Here is a 12,787-nt window from a genome sequence, read left to right on the forward strand (position 1 = left end):
GACCCCTACAACAGCTTCTGGCGCTCGGCGATGGACCACATCGAGCAGAGCGAGGGCAAGGAAGACGCCGCCAAGATCGACGTCGACTATCGCTTCGCCGAAAACAGCTGGCTGGACTCCGCGCGGGTCGGCGTCCGCTGGTCCGAACGCGATCAGACCACGCGCTTCTCGGCCTATAACTGGGGCGTGCTGAGCGAGATCTGGGGCGGCGGCGGTCCGGTCTGGCTCAGCGATCCAGTCAACGGTTCGCCGACGACGGCGGGCGGCTCCTCGACCGCCGCGCAGTCGGTGCTCTATCCGTTCACCGACTTCATGCGCGGCCAGGTTCCGGCTCCGACCGGGCTGGATGCGCGGCCGTTCTACGGCGACAACATCGCCGAGAACTACGCGGCCTATTCGGCCTTCGGCCTTGCGGTCGGCGACGAATGGCGGGCGCGCAACGGCGCCAACGGCTGCCCGCAGAACTGGGTGCCCTTGGCCCAGCGCTGCGACGTGGTGGCGGGAACGCCGTTCCGGCCGGGCGAGATCAACCCGATCAACGAGACGACCAAGTCGGCCTACGTCATGCTGCGCTTCAAGCATGAGTTCGACGGCGACGTCCGTGTCACCGGCAATGTCGGCCTGCGCTACACCAAGATGGATCGGGAAGCCTCAGGCTTCCTCGTCTATTCGCTGGCGGCCCCGTCGTCGGACGCGGATTGTCAGCTGGCGATCGATCGGTTCAACGGCGGAACCTCGACGACGCCGCCCACGGACTTCTGCCGCCTGACGCCCGCGGCTCGCCAGTCGGCCCGCAACTTCGCGAACGGCTCCACCACGCCTCGCGTGGCCAACGTCTCGCAGGATCACTGGCTGCCGAGCGTCAACATCAAGGTCGCTCTGCCCAACGCCCTGCAGCTTCGGTTCGCGGCCTCCAAGACCATCACGCCGCCGGACCTGGGCCTGACCCGCAACTACTACAACGTCGCCCTGGATCTGACCGACACGGGCATCAGCGGTCCGGCCAACAACGTGGTCAGCGGCAACGTCACGGTCGGCAATCCGTACCTCAAGCCGACCCAGTCCCTGAACTTCGACGCGTCGGCCGAATGGTACTTCGCGCCGGTCGGTTCAGTGACCTTGGCCCTGTTCTACAAGGAGCTGAAGGACGTCGCGACCAACACCACCGCGCGGATCCCGTTCACCAACAACGGGTCGACCTATGACGTCGCGGTGACCACGCCGGGCAACTCCGACGTCAAGGCCAAGGTCAAGGGCTTCGAAGTCGCCTACCAGCAGTTCTACGACTTCCTGCCCAAGCCCTTCGACGGGTTCGGCATCAACGCCAACTACAGCTACATCGACAGCAGCGGCGTGCCGCAAAGCACGTTGTCGGCGACCGATCCGGACGTCGCGGCGGGCCGGGTCGCGACCATCGACACCAGCCTCCTGCCTCTGCAGGGCCTGTCCAAGCACAACGTCAACTTCGCGGGCATCTACGAGAAGGGTCCGATCTCGGCTCGCCTCGCCTACAACTGGCGTTCGGACTTCCTGCTGACGGTCCGCGACGTGATCGTGCCCTACGCGCCGATCATGAACGAGGCCACCGGCCAGCTGGATGGCTCGCTGTTCTACACCGTCAGCCCGAAGGTGAAGATCGGCGTGCAGGGCGTGAACCTGACCAACGAGGTCACCAAGACCACGCAGGTCCTGAACAACCAGCTGCTCAAGGCTGGACGGTCGTGGTTCATGAACGACCGGCGCTACACCTTCGTGCTGCGCGCCAGCTTCTAGATCCCAAGGCGCCCCGGTCGGACATCGTCCGGCCGGGGCGTGCTGGGCGCCTATCCTTCGACCATCGCGGACGAGGGCTCTTCTACCCCAAACTCGCCGCGCGACGTCCTCGACGTCGCGCGGTGTTCTTGAGAGGGCTTCATCGTGGCGTTACGTCTTTCTCCCTTCTCCCGGCGTGGTTTCATGGGGCTGGGAGGCGCCGCCGCTGTCGCCGGCGCGGTTCCGGGCCTGGCCCAGGCTGCGGGACCCTCACTCGCCGCCTTGGCCAAGGCCAAGGGCGTACGGTTCGGCAGCGCGGTCGGCGCGGGCAAGGCCGGCTCTCTGACTGGCACGCTGGAGGATCCCCGCTACCGTCAGGTGCTGATCGACGAATGCGGCGTGCTGGTCCCCGAGAACGAACTGAAGTGGTACGTCCTGCGGCCCGACGCCCAGACCTTCGACTTCGAGCGCGCCGATCGCATCGCCGCCTTCGCCAAGGCCCACGACATCGCCCTGCGCGGCCACACCCTGCTGTGGCATCATCCGAAGTGGTTTCCCGCCTGGCTCAACACCTACGACTTCGGCAAGGGCCCCGCCGCGGCGGCCAACGCCGAGGCCATGCTGGTCAACCACATCACCAAGGTGGTGGCGCACTATCCGCAGATCGACTCCTGGGACGTGGTCAATGAGACGATCGATCCCAAGGACGGTTCGATCCGCAGCACCGTCTTTTCCGACGCCATGGGCCAGGAGCAGACCCTGGACGTCGCCTTCCACGCCGCCCGCGCCGCCGCGCCCAAGGCCCGGCTGGTCTATAACGACTACATGGGCTGGGAGGCCGGCAACGAGGCGCACCGCGCCGGGGTGCTGAGGCTGCTGGAGGGCTTCCGCAAGCGCGGGACGCCGGTCGACGCCCTGGGTGTCCAGAGCCACCTGGGCACCGAGGATCCGGCCGCGCCCGGCAGCCTGGGGCGGCCGCAGGAAAAGGCGTGGCGCGCCTTCATCGATGAGGCGACCGGCATGGGCTACGACCTGCTGATCACCGAGTTCGACGTCAACGACCGGGACCTGCCGGGCGACATCGCCACCCGCGACACGGCCGGGGCGGCCGTCGCCAAGGCCTTTCTCGACCTGATGCTGGACTACCGCCAGACCAAGGAGGTGCTGGCCTGGGGCATGGTCGACAAATATTCGTGGCTGCAGAACTTCACGCCCCGCAAGGACGGCCTGCCCAAGCGCGCGACGCTCTATGACGACGCCTACAGGCCCAAGCCGATGCGCGAGGCGGTGGCGGTGGCCTTCCGGGCCGCGCCGGTGCGAACGTGAAGCGCTGGGCGTCGGCGATAGTCGGCGCGGCGCTGATCGCCCTTGCCGGCGGCCTGGCCCACGCCCAGACGACGCCCGTCGCCCCGGCGGCCCTGACCGCCGAGCAGGATCACCGTCTGATGCTCGACCGCCTGGGGATCAAGGCCCTGCGGCCCGGCGTCGACGGCTACAATTCCGCCGCGCCCAACTTCGTCAATCAGGACGAGGCCAAGGCCGGACCGTTCAGCCTGCTGCCCGATCCGCTGGCGTTCCCGGACGGCCGTCCGGTCGCGACGCCGGACGACTGGTGGCAGCGCCGCCGCCCCGAGCTGGTCCAGCTGTTCTCGCGCGAGGCGCACGGCCGCGTGCCCAAGCATACGCCGGCGGTCCGCTGGCGGGTGGTCAGCGAGAAGCATGAGGTCCGGGGCGGCGTCGCGGTGCTCGAACGGCGGCTGGCCGGCGATCTGGACAACCGCGCCTGGCCCGCCGTCACGGTCAGCCTCGACCTGCTGCTGGTCACCCCGGAAGGGAAGGGCAAACGCCCGCTGATCCTGGAGTTCGGCTTCCCCGACGGCGCGCCCTGGATGAAGGGCCGCCCCGCGCCGCCCGGACCGGACTGGCGCGACCTAGTCCTGGCCCGGGGCTGGGGCTACGCGATCCTCGACCCGACCAGCGTCCAGCCCGACAACGGCGCGGGGTTGAGCCGAGGCGTCATCGGCCTGGTCAATCACGGCCGCCCGCGCGCGTCGGACGACTGGGGCGCGCTGCGGGCGTGGGCCTGGGGCGCCAGTCGGGTGCTGGACTTGCTGGCCACCGACCCGGCCGTCGACGAGCGCCGCGTGGCGATCGAGGGCCTGTCGCGCTACGGCAAGGCGGCGCTGGTGACCATGGCCTACGACCAGCGTTTCGCGGCCGGCCTGATCGCCTCGTCGGGCGAGGGCGGCGCCAAGCTGCACCGGCGCAAGCGCGGCGAGCAACTGGAGAATCTGGCGGCCAGCGGCGAGTACCACTGGATGGCCGGCAACTTCCTGCGCTACGCGGGGCCGCTGACCGTCGATGACCTGCCGGTCGACGCTCATGAGCTGATCGCCCTGTGCGCGCCCCGTCCGCTGTTCATCAGCGTCGGCAACGACCAGGCGGACGGCTGGGTGGATTCGCGCGGCATGTTCATGGCCGCCGTCGCCGCCGGACCGGTCTACCGCCTGCTGGGCGCCCGCGACCTGGGCGCCACGACCTTTCCCGAGCCCCTGACCTTGGTGGCCGACGGCGAGCTGGCGTTCCGGCAGCACGAGGCCGGTCACACGCCGGGTCCGAACTGGCCCTACTTTCTCGACTTCGCTTCGCGCTATCTTGAGCGTTCGTAAGTCCTGCCCGTTAGATCGTGTACGAGCGCCGCATGAGCCTGTCCTTTCCGCCCCTCGAAGAGCGCTGGAACGTCACGCGCGAGATCCTGCGCGCCGAGATCGTCCCGGCCTACCGGCCCGTGGTGCTGCGCGGCTTCGCGGCGGACTGGCCGGCGGTTCGCGCCGGCCTGGAAGGCCCGGACGCCGCGGCGGCCTATATCAAGAGCTTCGACAAGGGCGCGCCGGTCGAGGCCTTCGTCGGGCCGCCGGACATCGGCGGCCGGTTCTTCTACAGCGACGCCGAGCGGGCGGTGAACTTCGAGCGGCGGCCCGGCGGGATCTCGGCCATCCTCGACGACATCCTGGCCCTGGGCGCCGAGGAGAAGCCGCCGTCGGTCTATGTCGGTTCGGCCTCGACGCCGCAGGTGCTGCCCGGCTTCGCCGAGGCCAACAGCCACGACATGCTAGCCGTGCCGGTCGAGCCGCGGATCTGGTTCGGCAACGCGGTGCGGGTGCAGACCCACTACGACATGGCCGACAACATCGCCGTGGTGGTGGCTGGGCGTCGGCGCTTCACCCTGTTTCCGCCCGAGCAGACGGCCAATCTCTATGTCGGGCCGCTGGATTTCACCTTGGCGGGACAGCCGATCAGCATGGTCGAGCTGGAAGCGCCCGATCTGGACCGCTATCCGCGTTTCGCCGAGGCGGCCAAGCACGGCCTGACCGCCGAGCTCGGCTCGGGCGACGCCATCTACATCCCCACCGCCTGGTGGCACCACGTCCAGTCGCTCGACAGCCTGAACGTGCTGGTGAACTACTGGTGGCGCGACCTGCCGCCCGAGGCGGGCTCGCCGTTCGAGGTCTTGATCCATGGCCTGTTGGCCGTGCGCCATCTGCCCAAACCGCAGCGCGACGCCTGGCGGGTGATCTTCGACCACTACCTGTTCGAGGCGAACGGCGATCCCGCGGCGCACCTACCCGAGGAGCGCAAGGGCGTGCTGGGGCCGCTGACGCCGCGCCTGGCGCAGAACATCCGCGGCTTCCTCAAGCGCGCCTTCGGCTAGCCCTGATCAGGCGTGGGCGATGATCGGCAGGAAGGTCTCGGCCGTCAGGCTGGCGCCGCCGACCAGCACGCCGTCGACGTTCGCCGTCATCATGATCTCGGCCGCGTTGGCCGGGGTCACCGAGCCGCCGTACAGCAGCCGGACGCGGTCGCCGGCGGGGCCCAGGGCCGCGCGGCAGGTCTCGCGCAGCGCCGCGTGCATGGCGGCGATGTCGTCCCCCGTGGCCGAACGCCCCGTGCCGATCGCCCAGATCGGCTCGTAGGCTACCGACAGCCAGTCGCCGTCGGCGTCGGTCGGAAGGCAATTCTCCAGCTGGCCGCGAACCACGACCTCGGCCTGGCCGGCCTCGCGGACATCGAGCGCCTCGCCGACGCAGAGGATCACCGACAGACCGTGCCGCCGCGCGGCTTCAGCCTTGCCGCGCACCTCGGCGTCGGTCTCCCGGCGGCCGGCTCGGCATTCGCTGTGGCCGACGATGGTGAAGGCTGGATGTCCTGGGCCCCGACGTGCATCGCGCCGGCGGCCTGCCAGGCGGCGGTGATCAGGGTCGCGGGGACCGCCACGCCGACATCGACGGTCGGCGTGGCGCGCGCCGCCGCGTCGATGGCGCCCAGGACGGGCAGGGCGGCCAGGCTGCCGTGCATCTTCCAATTGCCGACCACGAACTTCCGGGCGGGCTTATCCATAGCGACGTGCATTCGGTCTCCATGCGTCGGGTCGCGCCCGACGCTTGTTTCTTGGAAAGGAGCGGGAGGAGCCGGCGATCAGGCCTGCTCCAGAACCCTGGTGGGGTGATCCAGGCGGGCCAGGCGTTCGCCCAGGGCGTCCAGCTGGCGCCACAGGGCGGGCGGCAGGCGGTCGCCGAACCGGGCGTAGGCCTCGGGGATCAGGGCGGCCTCGGCGCGCCAGATCTCCGGATCGACGGTCAGCAGCAGGTCGAGCTGGGCGTCGGTCAGGTCCAGGCCCGTGAGGTCGAGGCCGTCGCGGGCGGGCAGGCGGCCGATCGGGCTGTCCAGCGCCTCGGCCTCGCCCTCCAGGCGGTCGACGATCCACTTCAGCACCCGGCTGTTCTCGCCATAGCCCGGCCAGACGAACTTGCCGCGCTCGTCCTTGCGGAACCAGTTGACGAAATAGATGCGGGGCAGCTTGGCCGCGTCGGCCGAGGCGCCGATCTTCAGCCAATGATCGAAATAGTCGCCCATGTTGTAGCCGCAGAACGGCAGCATGGCGAAAGGATCGCGGCGCAGCTCGCCGATGCTGTTCTCGGCGGCCGCCGTACCTTCCGAGGCGACGTTGGAGGCCAGGAACACCCCGTGCTCCCAGTCGAAGGCCTCGGTGACCAGCGGCACGGCTGAGGCGCGGCGGCCGCCGAACAGGATGGCCGAGATCGGCACGCCGGCCGGATCCTCCCACTCGTCGGCGATGACCGGGCACTGGCCGGCGGGCACGGCGAAGCGGGCGTTGGGATGGGCGGCGGGTTCGCCCGACTCCGGCGTCCAGGCGCGGCCCTTCCAGTCGGTCAGGCTCTCGGGCGGCTGCTCGGTCAGGCCTTCCCACCAGACGTCGCCATCGGCCGTCAGGGCGACGTTGGTGTAGACGCAGTTGGAATGCAGGGTGTCGACGGCGTTGCGGTTGGTCTTCACGCCCGTGCCCGGCGCGACGCCGAAGAAGCCGGCCTCCGGGTTGATCGCGTACAGCCGCCCGTCGGCGCCGAACCGCATCCAGCAGATGTCGTCGCCGATCGTCTCGGCCTTCCAACCGGGAAGGGTGGGCTGCAGCATGGCCATGTTGGTCTTGCCGCAGGCGCTGGGGAAGGCGGCGGCCACGTAGCGCACCTTGCCGGCCGGCGAGGTCAGCTTGAGGATCAGCATGTGCTCGGCCAGCCAGCCCTCGTCGCGCGCCATCACCGAGGCGATGCGCAGGGCGTAGCACTTCTTCCCCAGCAGGGCGTTGCCGCCGTAGCCGGAGCCGTAGGACCAGATCTCGCGGCTTTCGGGGAAGTGGACGATGTACTTGTCGTCGTTGCAGGGCCACGCAACATCTTCCTGCCCCTCGGTCAGCGGCGCGCCCAGGGTGTGCAGGGCCGGCACGAAGAAGCCGTCCTCGCCCAGGGCGTCCAGCGCCGCCTGACCCATCCGGGTCATCACCCGCATCGAGACGGCGACATAGGCGCTGTCGGTGATCTCCACGCCGAGGGCGCTGATCGGCGAACCGACCGGACCCATCGAGAACGGCACGACATACATCGTGCGGCCTTGCATGCAGCCGTCGAACAGGCCGTTCAGCAGGCCGCGCATCTCGTCTGGATCACACCAGTTGTTGGTCGGGCCGGCGTCGGCCTCGTCCTGCGAGCAGATGAAGGTGCGGCTCTCGACGCGGGCGACGTCGCGCGGGTCGGAGGCGGCGTGGAAGGAGTTGGGACGGAGGTCGGGGTTGAGGCGCTTCAGCGTGCCCAGAGCGACCAGTTCATCGGTCAGGGCCGTCCATTCCTCGTCGGAGCCGTCGCACCAATGAACGGCCTTGGGCTTGGTCAGCGCGGCGACCTCGTCCACCCAGGCCAATAGACGCGCGTGTTTCGTCGGGGGCGCGTCAGCGCCCAGCCCTTGGTTCTGCATGTTTCGTCCTGCTGCGAGTTGGCGAAACTATTGCTCGCCTTGCGCGCACCATAACGCGGCGGATCGATGGGAAAAGACCAATGTTTTCAATGACAACGTTGTCGTCGAAAATCGAGGTTCAAGTTGCTCCGCAGGCGGCATGTTTTCGCGCCTGGCGCCCTATTATGAGGAAGTCGATCCAACATCTTGAGCATGGCGACCGTCCAGCAGGCTGTTCGGGGCGAATCGAGGCCTGGCCTTGCCTCCGCGTCGATCAGGCCCACCTTCGCGGACTGTCGCGCCCCGGTGAATCGAGCCTGGAAACCGGTTGCGACGCGTCATGAGATTGGCAAAGCGCGCGGCTTGATGGAAAACAGGCCGACGCGGCGTGGTCTGCGGTCGGAGGACAGAGCCTGATGCTCGCCACGCTCCACACGTTTGGGGTTCTGACGGTCGTGTTCCTGTTCGCCGCGACGCTGATCTGGATCGGACCGTCCCAAGGGGCCGATCGACACCGACGGGACCCACTAGCCGTTGACGAAATCGAGGACGCCGCGAGGGGCGTCCTCGATTTCGCCTGTCCGCCGCCTTGCGCAAGCGTCCGCAGTTTCTCTGGATAGGGGCCAGTCGATCCATTCGCGTGTCATGTACGTATCTCCCGGCAAACGTCTGGAGCCTCACATGAACGCCCTTGTCGCCTATGTCCTGACGCTGGTCGTCTTCGCCGTGATCGACACGGTTTGGTTGGGAACCATGGGCGACCGGCTGTACCGGCCGCTGATCGGGTCGATGCTGGCCGAGAATTTCCGGCTAGCGCCCGCGATCGCCTTCTATGCGCTCTATGCGGCGGGCCTGACCCTATTCGCCGTCCTGCCTGGCCTGGCGGAGGGCGGCTGGAAGAAGGCGCTGCTTTGGGGAGGGCTGCTGGGCCTGTTCGCCTACGGGACCTATGACCTGACCAACCTGGCCACGCTCAAGAGCTGGAGCCTGAAGCTCTCGTTGATCGACATGGCCTGGGGCCTGTTCGTCAGCGCCACCGCCTCGGCCACCGCTTGCGCCCTGGCCGGGCGATTGCTGCGCGCGCCAGCCTAGCGCGATCACAACCGCACGAACGGCTGCATCAGCCGCCCCAGCCAGCCGTCGAGCTGGATCTCGCCGTCCAAAGCGGCGACGCAGAGGCAAGGTTTGTCGGACACCACGCGCGGCCGGTGAAGCACCGCGCTGTCGGCCTCCTCCAGATCGCCGACCTCGAAACGATCCGTCTCGGTCACATAGGCGCCGGTCAGCACGCAGGTCAGTTCCACGCCGGCGTGGGTGTGCCGGGGCGTCTCGCGGCCCGGATCGATCCGCAGCAGGATGACCCGGCAGGCGCCGTCGCGTGGGGCATGGACGTCGCGCACCCGCATGCCCGGCCCGATCCAACGCCACGGCCCCAGGGCGTAGCGCCGCAGCGGCTCGGGCAATTCGGCCATGTCGTTGAGCGGGGGCGGGCTCTTCACCTCGCCAGCATCGGTCTCGATGCGCGCCAGGGCCCGCGTCAGGGCTTCCGAGGACAGGGCGACGGGCGCTGTCTCGTCCAGGAATTGACCGCCCACGGCCTGCAGCCGACGCACCCAGGCGTCGGTGGCGGGGCGCAGCGCCAGATGGGTGGCGACGACGACCGCCTCGGGCGGACTGAGAACACCGGCGGCGTAGGCGAGCAGACGGTCCTCGGACGGGCCGTGGCGCGGGTTCATCGGGACGCCTCCTGCGAGGGTTCGAGGATGAGACGAAGTTTGATCATGGCGTTGCGAATACGCGATTTGACGGTGCCCAGGGGCAGGTTGAGGTGACGAGCGATTTCGGAATGCGGGCTTTCCATGAAGAAGGCTTGGCGCAGAACCTCCAGCTGTTCGGGGGCGAGCCGTGACAGCGCCTCGCGCACCCGTTTGGCGTCCTGAGACATCGACAGCATGTCGTCGGGACGGGGGGCGGCGTCGCCCGCCAGTTCGATCTCGGGCGTCGGCAAGGGGCGAGCGTCGCGCCGCAACATGTCGAGCCGCCGGTTACGGGCGATGGTGAAGATCCAGGTCGCCGCCCTGGCTTTGCTAGGATCGAACAGGTCCGCCTTACGCCAGACGCTCAGCATCGTGTCCTGGGCGAAGTCTTCGGCCGCGCTGGGCGGGGCCCCGGACTTGATCAGCCAGGCCTTAAGTCGCGGCGCGAAATAGCTGAAGAGGTGGACGAAGGCCTCGCGGTCGCGTCGCAGCGCCACCGCCTCAATCATGCGGTCGTGGATCAGCGGATCCTGCTCGGGCTCCGATTGGCTCATGCGGAGAGACTGGCTGGCTTGTGGCTCGAATGGGGAGGTCCCGACATGCATGGAGCCTAATACGCTTCGGGGAAATATCTGGATCATTCGCGATCCAATCGCGGCGCCGACGCGTAGTCCGATAAAGCTCGTCGCCTCCAGGACGAGCGCTTTTCCGGAGCCGCAATGTCCCCTTCGTCCGTCCGCCCCTCGGCCGGGTCCTTGAAGATCGCCGTGGTCGGGTCGGGCGTCGCCGCCCTGTCGTCGGCCTGGCTTCTATCGCAGCGTCATCGGGTGACCGTCTACGAAAAGTCAGACCGGCTGGGCGGCCACTCGAACACGGTCATGGCGTCGACGGCGAGAGGCGAGGTGGCGGTGGATACGGGCTTCATCTGTTTCAACGACGCCACCTACCCCAATCTGGTCGCCTTGTTCGACCATCTGGGCGTCGCCACGCGCGCCACCGAAATGTCCTTCGCCGTGTCTCTGGACGAGGGGCGGTTCGAATATGCCGCGCCTCGCCTTTTCGCCCAGCGCCGCAACGCCGTGCGGCCCCGCTTCTGGTCGATGCTGGGCGAGGTCCTGCGCTTCTATCGGCAAGCCCCGATCGATCTCCTCGGGCCGATGGACCCCGACCTGACCTTGGGCGACTATCTGAAGCGCGAAGGCTTCAGCGAGGCCTTCCGCGACGATCACCTGCTGCCGATGGCGGCGGCCATATGGTCTTCGCCCGCCCACACCTTGATGGACTATCCGGCCGAAGCCTTCATTCGGTTCTGCGGCAACCACGGCTTGTTGAGACTGGCTGGCCGGCCGCTATGGCGCACGGTCGAGGGCGGCAGTCGGGTCTATGTCGAACAGCTGGCCCGGGCCTTCGACGATATCCGGCTGGCGCACGGGGTGACAGCCGTGCGTCGCACCGATCAGGGCGTCATGGTCCACGACAGTCAGGGTGGGGTCGAGCGGTTCGATCACGTCGTCATCGGCGCCCACGCCGATCAGGCTCTGGCCATGCTGGTGGAGCCCACGGCCCGTGAGACGGCGTTGCTGGGCGCCTTCCACTACAGCCGCAACCTGACCGTTCTGCATACCGACGCCGGCCTGATGCCGCGCCGCCGCCGGGCCTGGGCCAGCTGGAACTATATCGGCGCGGCCGACGGCCTGTGCGTCACCTATTGGATGAACAGGCTGCAGGGCCTGCCCGGTCAGGATCTGTTCGTCACCCTCAATCCGCCGCGTCCGCCGCGCCCCGACACCTTGCTGCGCAGCGAGCGGTACGACCACCCGATCTTCAACCCGGCCGCGCTGAGGGCGCAAAAGCAGCTTTGGAGTCTGCAGGGGCAGGGCGGGGTCTGGTTTTGCGGCGCCCATTTCGGCGCGGGCTTCCACGAGGACGGCTTGCAGGCGGGCCTGGCTGTCGCCGAGCAGTTGGGCGGGGTGCGCCGTCCCTGGACGGTCGACAACGAAAGCGGCCGCATCCATCTGTCCCCCTTTGCGGCGCCCGCGATGGAGAAGGCGGCGTGACCGTGGCGTCGGCGCTCTATCGCGGCGAGGTCATGCACCACCGGTCGCGACCTAGGACTCACCGGTTCAGCTATCGCGTCTTCTGGCTGTTGCTGGATCTGGACGAGGTGGAGGGTCTGGATCGGCGGATGCGGCTGTTCTCGCGCAACCGCTTCAACCTGCTGTCTTTTCATGACCGCGACCACGGCGACGGCTCGGCGACAGCTCTCAGATCGCAGATCGAGGCTGGGCTGAGGCAGGCAGGGATCGACATCGGCGCCGGAGCGGTTCGCTTGCTGACCATGCCGCGCGTGCTGGGCTACGTCTTTAATCCGATCAGCCTTTTCTATTGCCACCATGCCGACGGCCGGCTGGCGGCCCTGGTCTATGAGGTGACCAACACCTTCGGAGCGCGGCATGCCTATGTCGTTCCCGTGCCGCAGGCTGACCAGGCGACGGGACGGATCGCCCACGGTGTGGCAAAGGCCCTTTATGTCTCGCCCTTCATGGGGATGGAGATGGCCTATGCGTTCCGCGGCCACGTCCCCGCGGAGAGGCTGGACCTGACGATTACCGGATGGGATGCCGAGGGGCTGCTGATCACGGCCGCCATGTCCGGCGCGCGGCGACCCATGGAAGATCGCGACCTGCTGGCCGCCACCGTCGCCTTGCCCCTGCTGACGCTGAAGGTGGTGACGGCCATCCATTGGCAGGCGCTGAGACTTTGGCTCAAGGGCGTGAGGTTGATCCGCCCGCCGACACCGGCGCGAGAGGCCGTCGCAATTCAGCGCGGGCCGCGGGAGAACCGTCTTGGACGCTGACGGGGCGGGGAGGGCCATAAGAGTCGTGCGACCGCATCCCGGCTGTGTTTGACCTGCTGCTGCGTCTGCTGTCGTCCAATTGGAGCTGGGGGCGGTTGACGATCGTCTTGCCCAA

10 protein-coding genes and 1 pseudogene are annotated in these 12,787 nt (G+C 68.3%); 7 read left to right on the plus strand and 4 right to left on the minus strand.

Going from position 1 to position 12,787, the window contains the following annotated elements; all coding sequences use genetic code 11:
• The 4 genes from AC1DZ6_RS15360 to AC1DZ6_RS15375 all read left to right on the plus strand — a co-directional run.
• Positions 1–1,773: TonB-dependent receptor (locus AC1DZ6_RS15360; protein ID WP_477098027.1), on the plus strand; the 1,773-nt coding region annotated here is incomplete at its 5' end.
• Between the two features lie 183 nt (positions 1,774–1,956).
• Entirely contained in the window at positions 1,957–3,078 is a 1,122-nt protein-coding gene (locus tag AC1DZ6_RS15365) for an endo-1,4-beta-xylanase (protein WP_477098028.1), read from the plus strand.
• Positions 3,075–4,421, plus strand: coding sequence for an alpha/beta hydrolase family protein (locus AC1DZ6_RS15370; RefSeq protein WP_477098029.1), 1,347 nt, complete (start codon positions 3,075–3,077; stop codon positions 4,419–4,421). Before AC1DZ6_RS15365 ends, AC1DZ6_RS15370 begins: the two co-directional genes overlap by 4 nt.
• A gap of 32 nt (positions 4,422–4,453) precedes the next feature.
• Entirely contained in the window at positions 4,454–5,464 is a 1,011-nt protein-coding gene (locus AC1DZ6_RS15375) for a cupin-like domain-containing protein (RefSeq protein WP_477098030.1), read from the plus strand.
• Between the two features lie 6 nt (positions 5,465–5,470).
• Here AC1DZ6_RS15375 and AC1DZ6_RS15380 read toward each other — a convergent pair.
• Both AC1DZ6_RS15380 and AC1DZ6_RS15385 read right to left on the minus strand, forming a co-directional pair.
• A pseudogene (locus tag AC1DZ6_RS15380) lies at positions 5,471–6,162 on the minus strand (triose-phosphate isomerase family protein).
• Positions 6,163–6,228: 66 nt separating this feature from the next.
• Complete coding sequence (locus AC1DZ6_RS15385; protein WP_477098031.1) at positions 6,229–8,079, minus strand: phosphoenolpyruvate carboxykinase (GTP); 1,851 nt, start codon at positions 8,077–8,079, stop codon at positions 6,229–6,231.
• Positions 8,080–8,739: 660 nt separating this feature from the next.
• Here AC1DZ6_RS15385 and AC1DZ6_RS15390 point away from each other — a divergent pair.
• A complete protein-coding gene (locus AC1DZ6_RS15390; RefSeq protein WP_477098032.1) occupies positions 8,740–9,150 on the plus strand; it encodes a DUF2177 family protein in 411 nt (136 codons plus the stop codon).
• Between the two features lie 5 nt (positions 9,151–9,155).
• Here AC1DZ6_RS15390 and chrR read toward each other — a convergent pair whose 3' ends face one another.
• Together chrR and AC1DZ6_RS15400 are read right to left on the minus strand one after the other, a co-directional pair.
• A complete protein-coding gene (gene chrR, locus AC1DZ6_RS15395) occupies positions 9,156–9,794 on the minus strand; it encodes a cadmium/peroxide/UV radiation responsive anti-sigma factor ChrR (RefSeq protein WP_477098033.1) in 639 nt (212 codons plus the stop codon).
• Positions 9,791–10,456, minus strand: coding sequence for a sigma-70 family RNA polymerase sigma factor (locus AC1DZ6_RS15400; RefSeq protein WP_477098034.1), 666 nt, complete (start codon positions 10,454–10,456; stop codon positions 9,791–9,793). The genes chrR and AC1DZ6_RS15400 overlap by 4 nt, the downstream gene beginning before the upstream one ends.
• A gap of 78 nt (positions 10,457–10,534) precedes the next feature.
• Here AC1DZ6_RS15400 and AC1DZ6_RS15405 point away from each other — a divergent pair, with 78 nt between their 5' ends.
• On the plus strand, positions 10,535–11,872 hold the full coding sequence (locus tag AC1DZ6_RS15405; protein WP_477098035.1) for an NAD(P)/FAD-dependent oxidoreductase: 1,338 nt from the start codon (positions 10,535–10,537) through the stop codon (positions 11,870–11,872).
• Entirely contained in the window at positions 11,869–12,672 is an 804-nt protein-coding gene (locus tag AC1DZ6_RS15410; protein ID WP_477098036.1) for a DUF1365 domain-containing protein, read from the plus strand. The genes AC1DZ6_RS15405 and AC1DZ6_RS15410 overlap by 4 nt, the downstream gene beginning before the upstream one ends.
• Positions 12,673–12,787: the final 115 nt, after the last annotated feature.

Source organism: Caulobacter sp. P1_B12_2 (assembly GCF_056406675.1).